Below are 18,417 nucleotides of genomic sequence, written 5' to 3' on the forward strand. Positions count from 1 at the left end.
ATGGACGCCTTCGAAGCCATCAAAGCCACCTTCTTCCAGGAATGCGACGAACTGCTCGCGGACCTGGAAGCCAAGCTGATGTTGCTTGAACAGGGTCAGACCGACCTGGAGACGATCAACGCCGTCTTCCGCGCCGTCCATTCGGTCAAGGGCGGGGCAGGGGCCTTTGGCCTGGAGGCCCTGGTTCGGTTCGCCCACGTCTTCGAGACCCTGATGGACGAACTGCGCGCGGGCCGTAAGCCGTGCGACGCCATCACCATCAAGACCCTGCTGCGCGCCTCCGACGTGCTGGCCGATCATATCCAGGCCGCCCAGGGTCTGATCCCGCCGGTGGACGAGGCGCGGTCCGCCGCCCTGGTCGCCGAAATGCAGGTCCTGACCCACGGCGGCGAGGCGCCGGTCGAGGTCGAGGAAGACGAAGATGACTTCGGCTTCACCCCCATGGCCTTCGACATGGCGCTGGACGAGCCTGCGCCCCTGCCCATCGCCGACCTGGGCGCCGACGCCCCGTCGGTCGGCTGGCGCATCGTGTTCAAGCCGATGGGCCGGATGTACGTCAACGCCAACGAGACCAGCCTGCTGCTGCGCGAACTGGGCCGCCTCGGCCCGGTCACGGTCGTCGTGGACGACAGCGAGACGCCGACGCTGGACGCGCTGTCGATCGAGGACGGCTGCCTGACCTGGACGGTCGATCTGGCCGCCGCCGTCGACGAGGCGGCCGTGCGCGAGGTCTTCGACTTTGTCGAAAGCGACTGCGATCTGACCATCACGCCCCTGGGCGCCGGCGGCGCAACCGACATCGTCGCGTTCGACGACGAACCGGCCGCCGTCCTGCCCGCCAGCGACGATCTGGACATCGCCGCCCTGCTGGCCAAGGCCGCTGGCGCCGCCGCCGAGCCGGCGGCCGAGGTCGTGCCCTTCGCTCCCCTGGAGTTGGAGCCCGCGCCGGCCCCGATCGCGGCTGCACCTGCCGTAGAGCCGGCGGCTGCCCCTGTCGCCGCACCCGTGGCGGCGACGCCCGCGCCGGCTTCCGCCCCTGTCGCGCCCGCGCCGGTGACGATCCGTGTCGATCTGGACCGCGTGGATCGCCTGATCAACGTCGTCGGCGAACTCGTCATCCAGCAGGCCATGCTGTCGCAGCGCGTCCTGGAAAGCGGCCTTGCCCGGTCGTCCGGCATCGCGCTGGGCCTCGAAGATCTGGAGCTGCTGACCCGCGAGATCCAGGACAGCGTCATGGCCATCCGCGCCCAGCCGGTGAAGTCGGTGTTCCAGCGTATGCCCCGTCTGGTCCGCGAAGTCGCCGACATGGTCTCCAAACAGGTTCGCCTGGTCACGGCCGGCGAGGACACCGAGGTCGACAAGACCGTGGTCGAACGCCTGGCTGAACCCATCACCCACATGCTGCGCAACGCCATCGACCACGGGCTGGAAACCCCGGATGAGCGCGTCGCCGCCGGCAAGTCGGCCGAGGGCACCGTGCGTCTCGCGGCCCTGCACCGCTCGGGTCGGATCGTCATCGAAATCTCCGACGACGGCCGCGGCATCAACCGCGAACGGGTCAAGAAGATCGCCGTCGACAAGGGTCTGATCGCCGCCGACGCGCCCCTGACCGACGAACAGATCGACAATCTGATCTTCGCGCCGGGCTTCTCCACCGCCGCCGTCGTGTCCGACATTTCGGGCCGGGGCGTGGGCATGGACGTGGTTAAACGCTCGATCCAGGCCTTGGGCGGACGCATCTCCATCAGCTCGGTTCCGGGCAAGGGCTCGACCTTTACCCTCAGCCTGCCGCTGACGCTGGCGGTGCTGGACGGCATGGTTGTTGCCGCCGCCGAACAGACGCTGATCGCGCCGCTGCCGGCCATCGTCGAGAGCCTGACTCCGCAGGCCGTCGATCTGCATTTCGTCGGCGGCGTGGATCCCGTCATCCGCTTCCGCGATCGGTTCCTGCCGCTGATCGACGTGGCTCTGATCATGGGCTTCCGCGAACAGCCGATGAACCCGACCGAAGGCGTCGCCGTGGTCGTCGAGACCGAAGGCGGCCAGCAGGCGGCCCTGCTGTTCGACGCCATCCAGGGCCAGCGCCAGGTGGTCATCAAGAGCCTGGAAACCAACTACCAGCAGGTCGAGGGCGTCGCCGCCGCCACCATCCTGGGCGACGGGCGCGTCGCCCTGATCCTGGATGTCGATGTGCTGGTCACCGACATGCGCCGCAAATCCGTCCGTCCCGACTTCAAGCTCGCGAGCTGAACCATGACCGAAGCCAAAGATCTCCAGCGTGAACTGATCGCCTTCCGCATCGGCAGTCAGGAATTTTGCGTCGACATCATGTCGGTGCGCGAAATCCGCGGCTGGACGCCGGCGACGCCTCTGCCCCGTTCGCCGGGATACATGAAGGGCGTCATCAACCTGCGCGGCACGGTCCTGCCGATCATCGATCTGGGCGCGCGCTTCGGCCTGACGACCTCGGAACCGACGGCGCGCCACGTCATCATGGTCGCCCATATCGGCGGCCGGATGGTCGGCCTGCTGGTCGACGCCGTGTCCGACATCCTGCAGATGAGCGAGGCCTCGGTCCAGCCGACGCCCGACGTCGCCAGCGATCAGGTCAAGACCTTCGTCAAGGGCATCTTCTCGATCGACGGCCGCATGATCAGCCTGATCGAACTGGATTACATCCTGCCGCAAGTCGAGGCCGAAGCCGCATGACCGCCGCCGCCGGCCGGGGATCCATCGTCGAGGGCGAGTTCGTCTTCACCGCCGATGATTTCCGCCATATCGCCCAGATGCTGCACGCCCACGCGGGCATCGCCCTGAACGAGGGCAAGGCCGCGCTCGTGTATTCGCGGCTGGCCAAGCGGTTGCGCACCCTGGGTCTGACCAGCTTCCGCGACTACTGCGCCCTGGTCGAGGGCGTGGACGGCGTGGACGAGCGTCAGAAGATGACGGCGGCCCTGACCACCAACGTCACCCGTTTCTATCGCGAGCCGCACCATTTCGACGACCTGCGCGACCGGGTCATGCCCGAACTGGCGGCGCGCGCCCGCGCCGGCGGCCGGGTCCGTCTGTGGTCGGCGGCCTGCTCGAACGGGCAGGAGCCCTATTCGATGGCCCTGACCGTGCTTCAGGCCCTGCCCGAAGCGGCCGAGCTGGATGTGCGAATCCTGGCCACCGACATCGATCCCAACATGGTCGCCCAAGGCCATGATGGCGTCTATTCCGAAGAGGCGCTGGAGCCCGCGCCCGTCACCCTGTGGCGTAAATATTTCGACCGCGCCGATCGTGGCCAGTGGGTCGCGGGCGCGCAGCTGAAGCGTCTGGTCAGCTTCAAGGAGCTGAACCTGATCGGCGACTGGCCGATGAAGGGCAAGTTCGACGTCATCTTCTGCCGCAACGTCGTCATCTACTTCGACGACGCGACCCAGGAGCGGGTGTGGAAGCGGTTCACTCCGCTGATGAACCCCGGCGCGACCCTCTACATCGGTCACTCCGAACGCGTCTCCGGCCCGGCGACCAGCCAGCTCCAGACCGCCGGCCTGACAACCTATCGCTTGGGGTCTGCATGAGCCCCGTCCGCGTCCTCGTCGTCGACGACAGCCTGACCATGCGCGGGCTGATCTCGGCCGCCCTGAAGTCGGACCCGGAGATTGAGGTCGTCGGCACCGCCGCCGATCCCATCGAGGCGCGCGCCGCAATCAAGGCCCTGAATCCCGATGTCCTCACCTTGGACGTCGAGATGCCCAATATGAACGGGCTGGAGTTCCTGGAAAAGATCATGCGGCTGCGGCCGATGCCGGTGGTCATGGTCTCGACCCTGACGGCGGCGGGTACGGACGTGACCCTGGCCGCGCTGGAAATCGGGGCCGTGGATGCGGTGGCCAAGCCGGCGGTCGCCAGCGTCGACGCCTTCCACGACCTGATCGGCAAGGTGAAGACAGCAGCCCGTTCGCGTGTCCGCGCCCGCGGCGACACGCCCGCCGCCGCCGAGGCGCCGCGCGCCTATCACGCCGACCCCAATCAGATTCTCGCCATCGGTTCGTCCACCGGCGGGGTCGAGGCCCTGCTGACGGTGCTCAGCGGCTTCCCGCTGGATTGCCCGGCGACTGTCATCACCCAGCATATGCCGGCGACCTTCACCGCCAGCTTCGCCGCCCGCCTGGACCGCGTCTGCGCCCCGACCGTGACTGAGGCGGTGGACGGCGCCCCGCTGAAGCCGGGCCACATCTATCTGGCCCCCGGCGGCGCAACCCATCTTGAGGTGTCCGGCGGCCTGACGCCCCGTTGCCGCCTGATCGCCAGCGATCCCGTCAACGGCCACCGTCCGTCAGTCGATGTGATGTTCGAATCCGTCGCCCGGCTGAAGCGTCCGATGACCGGCGTCATCCTGACCGGCATGGGCCGCGACGGCGCCAAGGGCTTGCTCGCCATGCGCCAGGCCGGCGGCCGCACCCTGGGTCAGGACGAGGCGACCTGCGTCGTCTACGGCATGCCCAAGGCCGCCCATGAAATCGGCGCCGTGGAGCGGCAGTTGCCGCTGCACCGCCTGTCCCCCGCCATTCTCGAACTGTGCGCCGATCCGGCCGCGCGGTCTGTCGCCTAATCGGGAGCGTAACCTATGCCCGCCGCCGCCTCACTTCACTGCCTGGTCGTCGATGATCAGATGACGATGCGCTCGCTTGTCCGCACCAGCTTGCAACAGCTCGGCGTGCGCGAGATCCGCGAGGCCGCCGACGGCGAAATCGCCTTGCGTGAGATCGTGTCCAAGCCCGCTCACCTGATCATCTCCGACTACAATATGCCGAACCTGGACGGTCTGGGCCTGCTGCGCGCCGTGCGCGCTCATCCCCCCACCTCCAAGACCGCCTTCATCATGCTGACGGGCCGCGCCGACCGCGAGCTGGTCCAGCGTGCGGTGCAGTTCGGCGTCAACAACTATCTGGTCAAGCCTTTCACCGTCGCCCAGCTGAAGGGCAAGCTGGAAGCAGTTTTCGGTCCCCTGACATGAGTTTCGCCGCCCTGAAGGACACGGTCGAAAAGCGCGTTCACGTCGGTCAGGGCGAGCATTTCATCACGTCCGATCCCAATGTCGTGCTCAGCACCATCCTGGGGTCCTGCGTCGCCATGTGCGTGCGCGATCCGCTGGCGGGCGTCGGCGGCATGAACCACTTCCTGCTGCCCGAAGGCTCGGGCGCGGGCACCGACGCGGGACGTCGCTACGGCGCCTATGCGATGGAGCTGCTGATCAACGACATGCTCAAGGCCGGCGCCCGTCGCGATCGGTTAGAGGCCAAGCTGTTCGGCGGCGGCCGCATGTTCGACAGCTTGCGCGATGTGGGGCGCAGCAACGCCGACTTCGCCGAGAAATTCCTGCGCGACGAAGGCATTCCCGTCGTCGGCGGCAGCCTGCGCGGCGACGGCGGTCGGCGCCTGCACTACTGGCCCGTCACCGGCCGCGCCCTGCAGCGCGCCGTCACCGACGTCGTCGCCCCCAAACCCGTGCCCGTCATGGCCCCGGTCGATACCGGCGCCCTGGAACTGTTCTGAGCATGAGCGCCCCTCCCGAACACGCCGATCTGCTGGCCGCCGTCGCCGACGAGCTGATGCTGGTGCGCGAAGGCATCGACGGGATCGAGGCCCTGGTCAGCGATCTGGTCCGCCGCGCCCCGCCCGAGGAACGTCCCAACGCCCTGACCCAGGCCCAGGCCCTGGACGCCCTGACCCAGCGTCTTGAGGCTCTGTCCGGCGTCCTGCGCATGCTGGGCGGCGGCGCCAGCCCGTCCGAGGCCGTCAGCCGCCTGTCGCTGGCCGACATGGCCGGCCGCCTTCGCCCCGCCGCCGGCGAACATCGCCCGCAATCGAACGCCGACGCTGGCGACCTGATGCTGTTCTGACGCCATGGCCAAGAGCGATCGGGTCAATCTGGCGCACACGACGGTCCTTCTGATCGACGACCAGCCGACGTCGCTGGATATGCTGGGGTCCATCGTCCAGGGCTTCGGCTGCAAGGAGCAGATCAAATGCGCCTCGGCCCAGGCGGCCGTCGAACTGCTGGCGCGCCGCTCGGTCGATCTGATCCTGATCGACTGCATCATGCCGGACATGGACGGCTATGACTTCGTGCGCTGGCTGCGGCGCGACGCCCCGACGCCGACCCGCTATGTGCCCGTCATCATGATCCTCGGCCACGCCTCACAGGCCAAGGTCCAGCAGGGCCGCGACTGCGGGGCCAGCTTCATCGTCGCCAAGCCCTTGTCGCCGTCCCTGCTGCTGAAGCGCATCATCTGGCTGGGCGGCGAGGACCGGGATTTCGTCGAGGCCGAACACTACATCGGGCCCGACCGCAGGGTGCGCAACTATGGGCCGCCCCCCGGCACCGACGGCCGCCGCTCTAGCGACCTGTCCGGCGATCTGGGCGAGGCGGTCGAGGAAAACATGGATCAGGACGACATCGACATGCTGATGAAGCCGATGAAGGTCAGCCTGTGACCGAGCCAGCCGCCGCGCCCAAGACGCCCACCGTCCGCCGCGTCCACACCTCGCTCCAGCGCCAGATGGCGCGGCCCGGCGGTCGTCTGATCGTCGAGGCCGAGTCGCGCGCCAACCAGGCGCTGGATGAACAGCGCGACCACGTCTTCACCCTGTTGACGGCCAATGTCGACGCCATCGAGGCCCTGTGCGCGACCCGTCCGTCGGACGCCCCGGCCCAGGTCTATGCCTTCGCCTCCGCCATGGTCGACATGGCCGGCTATCTGGACGTCCCGACCTTCTTCGAGGCCGCCTTCAGCCTGTGCGAGATCGCCGACCGGATGAAGAGCGCCGGCAGCTGGTCTTGGCCCTCGGTCGAGGTTCACGTCCGCGCGCTCCGCCTGACCCTGGCCGCCCAGGGCCAGACCAGCGCCGATTCCGACCGCCTCCTGGAGGGCCTGCGCGCCCTGACCGCTCACATTCCGCCCGTCGGTTAACGGCCGTTCCGTTCTCGCGGAACAAGGGCGAAACGAATCAGGACCGAATCGCTGACATCGCCCGTTTCGTCCTTTGTTCACCGCGATATCTGGTAGGTTAAGCAGCCTTAACCACAAACGCCCGACGCCGGAGTCGAACGACCGCCGCCCGACTTTTTCGCCGCCCCGACTTCCCCCCGCCGCCCCGACCCGCTACGGCGTCCTGCGTGGCCCCGTAGCTCAGCTGCATAGAGCAAGGCTTTCCTAAAGCCGAGGTCGCAGGTTGGAGTCCTGCCGGGGTCGCCATCGCGCTGTCGGGTGCAAGATAAGGCTGGCACGAATCCAACTTAAGACGCGAAAAACAAACTAAGGCAGGATCGAGCTGTCGCGGTAGAATGTCTGCCTATGACTCATGGCGGAAGTTCGCACCGTCCGCTCTACGACTGTACACTGCACTATCGCTTCAGCCTGAGTTCGGCTGAGTCTTCGCTTGGTCAGCCACACCGCACGGGCATATCGGCACTCGCGGCACACACCTTGATCCTGAGGACTATTGTCGGGCGGATCTCTGGGTTAGGAGTGCAGCGGGGGGGAGGAGGCAGTAGCGCACGCCGCACCAGCATGCCGTTCGTGGCTTTGGTCTCGTCTTGAAATCACTCAAGGCTGTCAGCGTCATCCTCACAACGCCAGGCACTGCGCATAGCCATCTCTTTACGTTCACCATCTCCCGAATGCCGCGTTTTGACGGAAACGCCGCCGCCGCGCATCGTGACCCATGGGGGAACTGAAATTGGCTCAAGGCGGTGGAAAATCGGAACGAGAGCGCGTTCGCTGGTTGGGGCATGAAATCTTGCCCCACGAGCAGGATGTTCGCGCTTGGCTTCGGCGATCGCTTGTGACCTCCAACGATGTCGATGATGTCATTCAGGAATCGTATTGCCGATTGGCCAACCTGAAGGCGGTCGAGCAGATCGAGAGTCCTCGCGCTTATTTCTTCCAGACCGCGCGGTCTGTCGTGCTTGAGCAGATGCGCCGCGCCCGCATTGTCCGGATCGACGCCGTGACGGAAATCGACGCCCTGCGCATCGAATGGGACGAACCGTCGCCAGAGCGTATCGCCGGGGGACGCAAGGAACTCGAACGCGTAATGAAGATCGTCGCCACATTGCCCGAACGCAGCCGACGCATCTTCGAGATGCGCCGCGTGCTGGGGCTGTCTCAAAAGGAGATCGCGCGCCAGTTGGGCGTGTCGGAGAACGTGGTCGAGAACGAAGCTGCGCGCGGGTTGAAAGCCGTCCTGGCAGGCTTGGCAAAGGCTGACGCTAATGTCGCCCCATCATCGACCGGGGAGCGGCGTGCATGAGCCGTGAAGCTTCCACAGAGATCGACGCGGCGGCGGCCAATTGGGCCGCTCGACTGGACGCAAACGTGATTAGCGCGTCCGACCAAGCGGCCTTGGACGACTGGCTGGCTGGCGACAGCCGTCGTGAGGGCGCTTTGTGGCGGGCGCGGGCGGTCATGGCCTTGATGGTCGAGCCCATGCCTCAGACCCAAACGCACCGGGCGCTGGCGAAGCCTGACCGCCGCGTGCTTCTCGGGGGGATGGGATTGGCGGCGGCTGTCGCGGCCGGGGTCGTTCTGACGCCGATCTTGTCGCGTCAGCGCTACCGGACCTTGGTGGGCGAGATTCGCCGCGTGCCCTTGGCCGACGGGTCGATGGCGGCGATAAACACCGACACGACATTGGACATCCGCTTTCAAAAGGCCGAACGCGCCGTGATCCTTGATCAGGGAGAGGCGTGGTTTCAGGTCGCAAAAGATCGAGCGCGGCCTTTCGTCGTGGCGGCGGGCGATGTCCGCGTCCAAGCGGTCGGCACTGCCTTCTCAGTTCGCCGCAAGTCCGGCGGGGCCGAAGTTCGCGTGACGGAAGGCGTCGTGGAGGTCTGGAGCGACAAGGGCGCTGGAAAAATGCGCCGCCGCGTCGCCGCCGGTGAACAGGTGTTCGTCAGCGACCAGGCCGGCGCGTCCAGCCCGGTGAAGCGTCCGCTGGAAATGGACCGAGCGCTGTCTTGGCGAGAAGGGCAGATTGTTCTGGATGGCGACACGATCGGCGCGGCGGCAGCTGAGTTCAACCGCTACAACAACCGCAAGATTGTGATCGTCGATCCGGATCTGGAAGGCCGTACCGTGGTCGGATGGTTCCGCACCAACGAACCGGAAAGCTTCGCCCAGGCTGTGGGCGTCGCCCATGACGCGAGCGTGAAGGTGGGCGCAGATGTCATCATGCTGGGTGGCGCCGGATAAATCTTTTTCGTCCGGCGACGGAAAGTCGATCGTCGAACATCGAGACTCTAGGAACCCTCGAAGAAGGGTCCGGGAACCAGGAAACAGAAAAAGGGAGGGCCGACGCATGGCCATGTCGCGAAACCAAGGCGCGAAGGCGTCGCTGATGATCGCCGTCAGCACGATGGCGCTGGCCGGCGCCGGCGCCGTTCAGGCTCAGGCCAGACAGTTCAATATCCCGGCGCAGCCTGCCTCGACCGGCGTGCCCGCCTTCGCACGCCAAGCGGATCTTCAAATCCTGGCGTCGACCGACGCGGTCGCAGGACAACGGACCGCCGCTGTGCAAGGCGTCTATTCGGTTGATCAGGGGCTGGGCCGGCTCCTGCAGGGCAGCAACCTGGTGGTGGCGTCCAACAACGGCCGGACGGCAGTGCTCGCCGGCGCGAGCGTCGCGCCCCAGACCGTCGCCCAGGGGAGCGAGATCGAAGACCAGGCGGATGAAGTTGAAACTATCGTGGTAACCGGTTTCCGTGCGTCGCTGGGCAGCGCGCTGACGGCCAAGCGGCGAGCCAACGGCGTGGTGGATGTGATCAAGGCCGAGGATATGGCCGATTTTCCCGACGCCAACCTTGCGGAGTCCATTCAGCGGGTGCCTGGCGTCTCCATTGCACGCGACGCCGGCGAAGGCCGTCAGATCACGGTGCGGGGCTTGGGGCCGCAGTTCACGCGCGTTCGCATCAACGGCGTAGAGGGTCAGAGCACCGCGTCGGGCACGGACAGCTCAGGCGGCGCCAACCGCAACCGAGCCTTCGACTTCAACGTCTTCGCGTCCGAGCTTTTCAACAGCATCACGGTCCGTAAGACCGCCTCGGCCGAAACGGAAGAGGGGTCGTTGGGCGCTACGGTCGATCTGCAGACCGGTCGTCCGTTCGACTACGCCGGCGCCAACCTCGTTGTGTCGGGCCAATACGGCTACAATGATCTGTCCCGGGAATGGGACCCGCGATTTGCGGCCCTCGCCAGCAATACCTGGATGGATGGGCGTCTCGGAGCCCTCGTCTCGGTGGCCTACACCAAGCGTCGGCTTCTGGAGGAAGGACATGGTTCCGGCGGCTGGCTCAACGGGACCGAGGCTGGGGGCTATAACCCCGCATCACCCTTTGCTGATGCGAGGCGGGCCGATGTCTATACGCCTCGTTTTCCGCGCTACGGACGCCTGACGCACGATCAGGAGCGCTTAGGCCTGACGGGATCGGTGCAGTTCCGGCCGCAGGAACAGACGCTGATCAATCTCGATTTGCTCTACTCCGACTTCAAAGCCACGCGTCAGGAAAACTGGCTGGAAGCCCTGTCCTTCGCGCGCAACGCGTCGCAGGGCGGCCGACCAGAAATCATCGTGCGCGACGGCGTCATCGATGCCAACGGCGACATGGTCTACGGCTTGTTCGATGACGTCGATGTGGAGACGGAAACTCGCTACGACGAACTCGACACCAAATATACGCAAGGGACACTGAGCCTCGAGCACGCGTTCAGCGACCGATTCAGGATCAAGGGCCTGGTGGGCTATTCCAAGTCTGATTTTGACAATCCGATCCAGACGACGGTCATTCTGAACCGTGAAAATTCGGACAACTACTCATACGACTATCGCGAAAACCGCAACGCGCCATTGATCCGGTTCGGCTATGACGTGACCGACCCGCTGGCCTACAACTTCGGGGCGGCGCGCTCGGAAATCCGCCTGCGCCCGCAGGGCGTCACCAACACGATCAAGACTGTGCAACTTGACGGCGGCTACGATCTGACGCCGTCGCTGACGCTTAAGGCCGGGGTGAACTACAAAGAATATGAGTTCGACTCCTGGGCTCTGGCGCGGGTCAACGAGGGCGTGGTGCCGCAACTGCCTGCTGGCGTGACCCTGGCCAGCCTGACCGAATTGGTCAGCGGGTTTGGTCGCAATCTTGGCGCACCGAACGGCACCGTCACCAACTGGATCGCGCCGAACCTCAACGCCTTTGCCGACCTGTTTAACATTTACAGCGGCACGGGGCTGTTCGAACTCAGCGGCGCCTCCAACGCCAATGCGCGTGGCAACATCCGCAATGTGACCGAGAAGGATTCGGCCGCCTATCTGCAGCTCGACTTTGACACCGAACTTGGAGGCGTTCCGGTACGCGGCGACATCGGTGTGCGCTACGTCAAGACGAAGCAGAGCTCGACCGGCTATCAACTGGTCGCAGGCGCGGCGCAGCAGACGACCGTCGATCGCGACTATGACGACGTTCTACCGGCGCTGAATCTGACGGCCGAAGTCACGCCGGACTTCCTGGTGCGGTTCGGCGCCGCCAAGGTCATGACCCGTCCAAACCTGGGCAGTGTGACGCCGGGCGGCAGCCTCAGCACGGTCGGCGTGTTCAGCGTCAGCTCGGGCAATCCGTATTTGGATCCCATCCGCGCCACGACCTACGATTTGTCGGCGGAATGGTATTTCGCGCCTGACGCCCTGCTGTCAGTCGGCCTGTTCTACAAGGACATCGAAAGCTACATTCAAACCTCTCGAACCTCCCAGCCTTTCAATCAATCCGGCTTGCCGCTGGAGTTGCTGAACGGCCTGGGTGTTTCGCCCAGCGACGTCTTCCTGTTCAGCCAGCCGGTGAACACCGAAGGCGGCCCGCTGAAGGGGATCGAGGTCAGCTATCAGCAGCCCTTCACCTTCCTGCCCGGACCGTTCGACAATCTCGGCGCCATCTTCAACGTCACGCTGGTGGACTCCAAGATCAGCTATATTTCCTCGCGATCGCCGACGGGCTTCGTTGAAAATGATCTTCTCGGCCTTTCGAAGACCGCCTACAACGCCACCCTCTATTACGAAGACGATCGGTTCAGCGCCCGCGTCTCGGCCGCCTATCGCGATCGCTATCTGACCGCGGTCCCTAGCGGCACCAGCACCAATGACATCGATGGCGTGCGTGACATCGTGACGGTGGACGCCTCGGCCTCCTATGCTTTGACAGACCGCATCAAGGTGACGTTTGAAGGTTTGAACCTGACCGACGCCTTCAATGAGCAGTACACCGACAGTCGCCGGGATAGCATCTACGTCTATTCGCACACCGGAAGGCAGTACAACTTCGGCGTCCGCTACACCTTCTAAAACACTCCCAACTCCTCCGGGAGACTGGGCGCTGGCCGACCTGTCGGCCGGCGCCTTCTTTTTCATTAGGGGCTCTCATGCGTCTGTCATTCTCGCGCCGTCAGGCGCTTGTCGCCGCAGCAGCTTTGCCGATGATGGCGCCGCCGTCTTCCTGGGCCGCTGTGGCGCCCTACGATGCTGTGCTGGGGACAAGCGACTCCGGTCGTCGGGTCGGCGCGCCTTCCTATCCCACCCTTTCCGCCGCCATCGCTGCCGCACCCGCAGACGGACGAAAGCCTTTTCGCATCTTGATCACGCGCGGCATCTGGACCGAGCAGGTCGTTGTCGACAAACCCTTCATTCATCTGATTGGCGAGGATCGCTCGGCCTCGGTGATCAATCATCTGGCGGCATCGGGATTGGCGGCGCCAGATGGGCGGATGTGGGGCACATTCCGCACCCCGACCCTGTTCGTTCGCGCGCCCGATTTTCGCGCCGAGAACCTGACGATCAATAATGCCTTCGACGGTCTGGCGGAAATGACCAAGCCGAACGGCCTGCACTCTCACAATGGCGCAGGGCCCCAAGCCGTGGCTCTGATGATGGACAAGGGGTCGGATCGCGCGGTCATCCGGAACTGCGATATTCTCAGCTATCAGGACACCTTGTTCCCCGATGCGGGCGCGACGCTGTTCGAAAAATGCCTGATCACTGGCAGCTATGACTTCATCTTCGGCGGCGGGCGCGCCTGGTTCGAACGTTGCGAAATCCGATCGCGACTCCGTCCCGCCGATCCGGTCGAAGGCTATATCGTCGCCCCAAGCACGCCGATCGAGCAAGACTACGGCTTTGTCTTCCACGATTGCCGTCTGACGAGGGACGCCGGTGTTCTGCGGGGTTCCGTCTTCTTGGGACGCCCCTGGCGACCGTCCAGCACCTTCCCTGATGGCCGGTACGGCGATCCGAAGTTTGTCGGCGCAGCGACCTTCCTCGACTGCTGGATGGACGACCATATCGCGCCGGCGGGCTGGACCGAGATGTGGTACACCGGCCGCGACGGCAATCCCCGCACAATGCTCCAGCCCGAGGACGCCCGCTTCGCCAGTTTCGGATCGCGCGGTCCCGGTCGCGCGGACTTTTCGCGTGGGAAGCGCCTGACGATCGAGCAGGCGAGGCGGATCGATAGAGGCGCCGTCATAGGGCGTTGGTAGCCCTTACGCAGGGTGCTCCAATCTTCTTGACAGTGCTGCTAGCCCAATGAGATCAGGCTCACCACCCCGGTGCATTTCGGGGCCCTTGGCGAGTGCGCTATTCAATCATTTTCATTATCGTCCATCTGAGCGGAGGAGTTCAGCGGGGCGCCGAGAGCTGGTTGGCGATGACGCCGATCAAGCTGTAATCCCCGAGCTAGTCGATCTGGATTTGAGCGTGTGAACCGCTCGCCGCCTTGAGCATGGCCCCTTCGCGCGCCTACATCGAAGCGCAACGCTTGGCAGGGTGCCCGAACAGACGCCCGATTTTGTGATTGGAGACGAAGGAGCAACAACTAACCCAGCCTGATCGATAGTAGCGCCGGTGGCCTTCTCGAACGTCCGCCAGCTTCAAGAAGCAAATGAACCGCGGCACCAATACATCAAGTGCGGCCGCAAGAGGCTCGGAGTTGATGTCCCGTTTTCGATGGTAGTCCCACGTCCGCTGTTGGCGCGTTGCGGCGGCGCGGTCAGATCGCGACCGCTATCCACGAGCGGCGGCTTATCTCTGCTCTGCTGCGCTGGCGGAGAAATCCGCCCCCGCGAGCTTCGAAACGCAGGTCAGGGTCGGTGGGGCTGTTGGGTTGTTGATGAAGTCGAAGGCCATCCGCCCGCCGCAGGCATTGAAGCTCGCGCCGTGGCTCAGACCCGGCATGAGGACAAAGAACGCCTTTGGCATATTCGCCAAAAGACGCCGCCCCCACTGAGGCGGGGTGGATGGGTCGAACTCGCCGGCCAGGATCAAGGTCGGCGTCTCGCTGACGACCGGCTCATTCGCAGAGGAGGCCGCGGCCGCAACATCCCAGGCTTCGCACATTTCAGGCGATGCGGCTCTTGGATCGATGCCTCCGAGGCCGTTTCTCGACGCGGTCTGCGTGCGAACCCGATCACTATTTTCGAACGGCATCTCTTCGCCGCACCACACGGACAGCCGCAGTCCCCAACTGAATGAGGCGGGATCCTGCGCCTCGCCGATCCAGCGTGCCAGTTCTTCGTAGCGTCCGCGCAGTGCATCTCCCACAGCGCGAGGGATCAGCGGAATGCGGCGAGGGTCCTGCAGAGCGGCCGCGACGCCCTGCACGACCTGGGCGCCACGAACTTCGATGGAAGGATGCGTCAGCCCGAACGGGAGGCGTTCGTTATCGGCGCGGGAGACCAGGGTGTCGAAATCGCCCCGCGGGTTGGGCCACTTGGCGGCGCAGGCCGGATCGACAGCGCAGCCATCGAAGACGGCGTTCAGGGCGCGCCAAGTGTTGGCGGTGGCCGTCTCGTCATAGCCGACTTCCGGCGGCAGCGCGGAATCAAGGACCATCGCCCTGACCGACGTCGGATGACGACGCGCGACGGTCAGGGCCAGACGGGTTCCGTAGGACAAGGCGTAGAGGTTGAGTTGCGGATAGCCGAGAGCGACGCGGAGATCTTCGATATCGTCAGCGGCTTCCGCCGAGGTGTAGCCGTTCAGGTCCGCACCGGCAGTGACGAGCCGCGATCGGCACGCCGTCGCGGCCGCAACCAGGCCGGCGTCCGCCGCTTCGGCCCTCAGCCGGCCGGCAGCGATCTCGCGCTTCGCTGCGATGATCTCCGCGCAGTCCAGGGCTGGCGTAGACAACCGAGCCCCCCGTGGCTCCAGGAGCACCTGATCGCGCTGATTGAGGAAGGGGTTGTTCCGTCCCGACCGTTGGCCTGTCAGTGCGCTGTTTCCTGGACCGCCGGTCAAGAACACGATGGGGTCTGCGACGGGTTGGGGCGACCGGCTGCGGAAGATCATCACTGGCAGCCGGATGAGCCGGCTGTCGGCGATGGCCCGGTTCTCGGGGACGCTGAGCGTTCCGCATTCTATCTTCTCATCTGGTGCGACCTCGACCGCGCAGCGTCCGGTCACAAAGGCGGATCGCGAAGGCCCCGCCTGACCGAGCGCCGTTCCAGGGATGGCCGCGATCAACGAAAGCCACAGTAAGGTTGTTTTGAACATGTCGATCCCCGTCTCGAGGCGACCGTCATGACTACTGCCGCTTAGCGCAACTTAATCATTGGTAACGGCCCAATCCGTCAGAGACAGCGGTTGCAGCTTAAACTCGTAGGGCCCGAGCGAATGTCTGCTTCTCGGGAAGGGAGTAATGTCCGCTGCTGGCGCATAGCGGCAGCCTTATAGGCAAAAGCTGGCGAGGCCGTCGCAAATCGGTTCCGTAGCTCGGGCCGTATCTCCCAGTCAGCGCGACCTCTTAGCGTAAGCGATTACGGGTTTTCGGTCCGTCTAGCCGGAGAGACCTTCCTTGTCCGAATGGGGCCACCTTGTTGTCTGCGTCATGCCCAATATCGGCGCGGCCAAGAAAGGTCAGGCCGCTGCGGTCCTCCGCTCGGCCGCGAGCGCTGCGGCCGGATGAAGAAGATGTAATCGGAATGAAGAAGATGTAACTTTGCGATGCAAAGTGGGCGGGATAGTCAGGCTTATCGACGGGCGCAAACAGACGCCCGCGCACTCTTTCAGGATCGCCGGGGCATGACCTCTTCCAAACTCGTTCTCATGCTGGGTGCGGCCGCCGTCGCCCTGCCCGGCGCCGCTCTGGCTCAATCCCAGAATTCGTCCCAGACCGCCTCGCAGACCCCGCCGCCGGCGACGACGAGCCAGCCGGCCGCTCAAACCCCGGCGACGACGGCCCAGACGCCCGCGCCGCGTACTCAGACGGCCGAACCGCCCCAGCAACAGCAGCCCGCCAGCGTCGGCGACGTGGTCGTCAACGCCCGCGCCAATGACGTGCGCACCTCGATCGACTCGGTCAGCTACAGCCTGGCCAACGATCTTCAGGCGACGACGGGCAGCCTGGCCGACGCGCTCCGCAACGTGCCGTCGGTGGACGTGGACCCGGAGGGCAATGTGTCGCTTCGCGGCGACGCCAATGTCACCATCCTGGTCGACGGCCGCCCGTCCGGCATCCTGACCGGTCCCGGTCGCGGCCAGGCCCTGATCCAGTTGCCGGCCAGCCAGTACGCCCGCATCGAGGTCATGACCAATCCGTCCGCCGCCTACAGCCCCGAGGGTTCGGGCGGGGTCATCAATCTGATCACCAAGCCCACGGCGCCCAAGCCGGGCACCCAGACGACCGGCTCGCTGCGCGTCAACGTCGGCGACAACGGTCGCTGGAACGCGGGCCTCAGCGGCTCGTACCAGAAGGATCGCCTGACCCTGTCCGGCGACGCCAGCTATCGCTCCGATCCGACCGAACTGACCTTCAACCGCGTCCGTGAACAGCTGGATCCGGTCACCGGCGCGGTGGTTTCGACCACGACCGTCGAACAGCCGGTCGAGTCCGAGCAGAACGGCGCCTTCGCCCGCTTCACCGCCGAATACAAGCTGGACGACAAGACCCAGCTGACCGGCGAACTGCGCGGCGTGGCCTTCGACGGCACCGGGTCGGGCGACGGCCTGTATGAAACCCGCAACGCCGCCGGCGCGGTGACCAGCGCCTATCGCCGGGTCGGCGATTCCGACTTCACCTTCAACAATTGGGGCGCCACGGCGCGCGTGCTGCGCCGCTTCGACGGCGACGGCCATGAGTGGTCCAACGAGCTGCGCTACGATTCCAACGCCAACGACACCACCAGCCAGACCCTGACCACCTTCCTGACCCCGGCGGGCGCGGCTCTGTACGAGCGGACCAGGACCGCGGTCGATCAGGTCACTTGGGGCTTCACCAGCGCCTATACCCGCCCGATGTCCGACGGCGGAAAGCTGCGCCTGGGCTATGAGCTGAACGCCCAGCGTCCCGAGCAGGACGCCGAGTTCCTGCGCGGTCCCTCGCAGGCGGCCTTGGCCCCGGTCCCGGCCCTGAACAACCGCTTCGAAGCCACCCAGACGGTGCATGCCCTCTACACCACCTATGAGCGGCCGCTGGGCGAGAAGCTGTCGGCCCAACTGGGTCTGCGGCTTGAGCAGGCGGACATCGAGATCAAGGATCTGACCGGCGGCGCCTCGGCGTCCCAGGACTATTTCCGCGCCTATCCGACCGCCCACGTCCAGTATCAGCTGACGCCCGAACAGACCCTGCGCGCCAGCTATTCGCGCCGCATCCAGCGGCCCCAGCCCAGCCAGCTGAACCCCTTCGTCGTCTATCAGGACCCGCTGAACGTCCGCTCGGGCAATCCGGATCTGGAGCCGCAGGAGACCGACAGCTTCGAGGCCATGTGGCAGATGCGAAAGGGCCAGAGCTTCTATCAGGCCACCGCCTATCTGCGGAACACCGACAAGGCGTTCACAGACGTGGCGTCCGACATCGGCGGCGGCGTCTTCCTGACCCGTCCGGAAAACCTGGGCTCGCGTCGCGACCTGGGGGTGGAGGCGACGGCGAACGGGCGACTGCATCCGACCCTGCGCTACAGCGCCAGCGTCAACGTCTTCCGTCAGGAGATCGACTCGGGCGCCGTCGTCGGCGGCGGCAACCGCGAGGCCACCCTGGCCAGCGGCCGTCTCAGCCTGAACTGGCAGCCGACTGCCAAGGACTTCGTCCAGGTCTCCAGCTTCTGGCAGGGCGACAGCCTGTTGGCCCAGGGCCGGCGCGAGGCCGGCGGCATGGTCAATCTGGGCTATCGCAGGAAGCTGAACGAGCAGCTGTCGTTCAACTTCACCGCGCGGGATATCTTCAACACCTTCAACACCACGACCATCTACGAGACGCCGCAGTTCCGCGAACGCTCGGAGCAGGACATTAAGCTGCGGGCCTTCTACATCGGCCTGACCTGGAACTTCGGCGGTCCGCGCCGCCAGCCGGAACAGTTCGACTTCTCGACCGGCCCGACCGGGGGCTGACGG

15 protein-coding genes and 1 tRNA gene are annotated in these 18,417 nt (G+C 65.4%); 15 read left to right on the top strand and 1 reads right to left on the bottom strand.

Features of this window, described 5'->3' with window-relative positions; all coding sequences use genetic code 11:
- The 14 genes from ASF31_RS06550 (at nucleotide 1) to ASF31_RS06615 (ending at nucleotide 13,571) form a co-directional block, all read left to right on the top strand.
- Nucleotides 1-2,250 carry a chemotaxis protein CheA gene (locus ASF31_RS06550; protein WP_055753915.1) on the top strand — a complete coding sequence of 750 codons (2,250 nt, stop codon included), beginning with the start codon at nucleotides 1-3 and terminating at the stop codon, nucleotides 2,248-2,250.
- A 3-nt stretch (nucleotides 2,251-2,253) separates the two neighbouring features.
- A complete protein-coding gene (locus ASF31_RS06555; RefSeq protein ID WP_039246217.1) occupies nucleotides 2,254-2,709 on the top strand; it encodes a chemotaxis protein CheW in 456 nt (151 codons plus the stop codon).
- Nucleotides 2,706-3,566 (top strand): protein-glutamate O-methyltransferase CheR, encoded by an 861-nt coding sequence (locus ASF31_RS06560; protein ID WP_055753916.1) that lies wholly within the window; start codon nucleotides 2,706-2,708, stop codon nucleotides 3,564-3,566. Before ASF31_RS06555 ends, ASF31_RS06560 begins: the two co-directional genes overlap by 4 nt.
- On the top strand, nucleotides 3,563-4,600 hold the full coding sequence (locus tag ASF31_RS06565; protein ID WP_055753917.1) for a chemotaxis response regulator protein-glutamate methylesterase: 1,038 nt from the start codon (nucleotides 3,563-3,565) through the stop codon (nucleotides 4,598-4,600). Before ASF31_RS06560 ends, ASF31_RS06565 begins: the two co-directional genes overlap by 4 nt.
- A 15-nt stretch (nucleotides 4,601-4,615) precedes the next feature.
- Nucleotides 4,616-5,005, top strand: a complete 390-nt coding sequence (locus tag ASF31_RS06570) for a response regulator (protein ID WP_039246211.1) — start codon at nucleotides 4,616-4,618, stop codon at nucleotides 5,003-5,005.
- Nucleotides 5,002-5,544 (top strand): chemotaxis protein CheD, encoded by a 543-nt coding sequence (locus ASF31_RS06575; protein WP_055753918.1) that lies wholly within the window; start codon nucleotides 5,002-5,004, stop codon nucleotides 5,542-5,544. Before ASF31_RS06570 ends, ASF31_RS06575 begins: the two co-directional genes overlap by 4 nt.
- A gap of 2 nt (nucleotides 5,545-5,546) precedes the next feature.
- Complete coding sequence (locus ASF31_RS06580; RefSeq protein ID WP_045811565.1) at nucleotides 5,547-5,891, top strand: hypothetical protein; 345 nt, start codon at nucleotides 5,547-5,549, stop codon at nucleotides 5,889-5,891.
- A gap of 4 nt (nucleotides 5,892-5,895) precedes the next feature.
- Nucleotides 5,896-6,486 (top strand): response regulator, encoded by a 591-nt coding sequence (locus ASF31_RS06585; RefSeq protein WP_055753919.1) that lies wholly within the window; start codon nucleotides 5,896-5,898, stop codon nucleotides 6,484-6,486.
- Nucleotides 6,483-6,962: a hypothetical protein gene (locus tag ASF31_RS06590; protein ID WP_055753920.1), complete on the top strand. Its 480-nt coding sequence runs from the start codon at nucleotides 6,483-6,485 to the stop codon at nucleotides 6,960-6,962. The genes ASF31_RS06585 and ASF31_RS06590 overlap by 4 nt, the downstream gene beginning before the upstream one ends.
- A 208-nt stretch (nucleotides 6,963-7,170) precedes the next feature.
- Nucleotides 7,171-7,247 (top strand) — tRNA-Arg (locus ASF31_RS06595).
- 469 nt (nucleotides 7,248-7,716) lie between these two features.
- Nucleotides 7,717-8,304 carry an RNA polymerase sigma factor gene (locus ASF31_RS06600; RefSeq protein WP_055753921.1) on the top strand — a complete coding sequence of 196 codons (588 nt, stop codon included), beginning with the start codon at nucleotides 7,717-7,719 and terminating at the stop codon, nucleotides 8,302-8,304.
- The gene (locus ASF31_RS06605; protein ID WP_055753922.1) at nucleotides 8,301-9,245 is read left to right on the top strand and encodes a FecR family protein; all 945 of its coding nucleotides are present in this window, start codon (nucleotides 8,301-8,303) and stop codon (nucleotides 9,243-9,245) included. The genes ASF31_RS06600 and ASF31_RS06605 overlap by 4 nt, the downstream gene beginning before the upstream one ends.
- Before the next feature lie 145 nt (nucleotides 9,246-9,390).
- Nucleotides 9,391-12,381, top strand: a complete 2,991-nt coding sequence (locus tag ASF31_RS06610; RefSeq protein WP_235551272.1) for a TonB-dependent receptor — start codon at nucleotides 9,391-9,393, stop codon at nucleotides 12,379-12,381.
- A gap of 77 nt (nucleotides 12,382-12,458) precedes the next feature.
- A complete protein-coding gene (locus ASF31_RS06615) occupies nucleotides 12,459-13,571 on the top strand; it encodes a pectinesterase family protein (RefSeq protein ID WP_082465058.1) in 1,113 nt (370 codons plus the stop codon).
- Nucleotides 13,572-14,112: 541 nt separating this feature from the next.
- Here ASF31_RS06615 and ASF31_RS06620 read toward each other — a convergent pair.
- A complete protein-coding gene (locus tag ASF31_RS06620; RefSeq protein WP_055753924.1) occupies nucleotides 14,113-15,582 on the bottom strand; it encodes an alpha/beta fold hydrolase in 1,470 nt (489 codons plus the stop codon).
- Nucleotides 15,583-16,110: 528 nt separating this feature from the next.
- Here ASF31_RS06620 and ASF31_RS06625 point away from each other — a divergent pair.
- Complete coding sequence (locus ASF31_RS06625) at nucleotides 16,111-18,414, top strand: TonB-dependent receptor domain-containing protein (protein WP_055753925.1); 2,304 nt, start codon at nucleotides 16,111-16,113, stop codon at nucleotides 18,412-18,414.
- The last annotated feature ends 3 nt before the right edge of the window (nucleotides 18,415-18,417 follow it).

It is taken from the genome of Brevundimonas sp. Leaf280 (genome assembly GCF_001422455.1).
In the GTDB taxonomy this organism is placed as follows: Bacteria; Pseudomonadota; Alphaproteobacteria; order Caulobacterales; family Caulobacteraceae; genus Brevundimonas.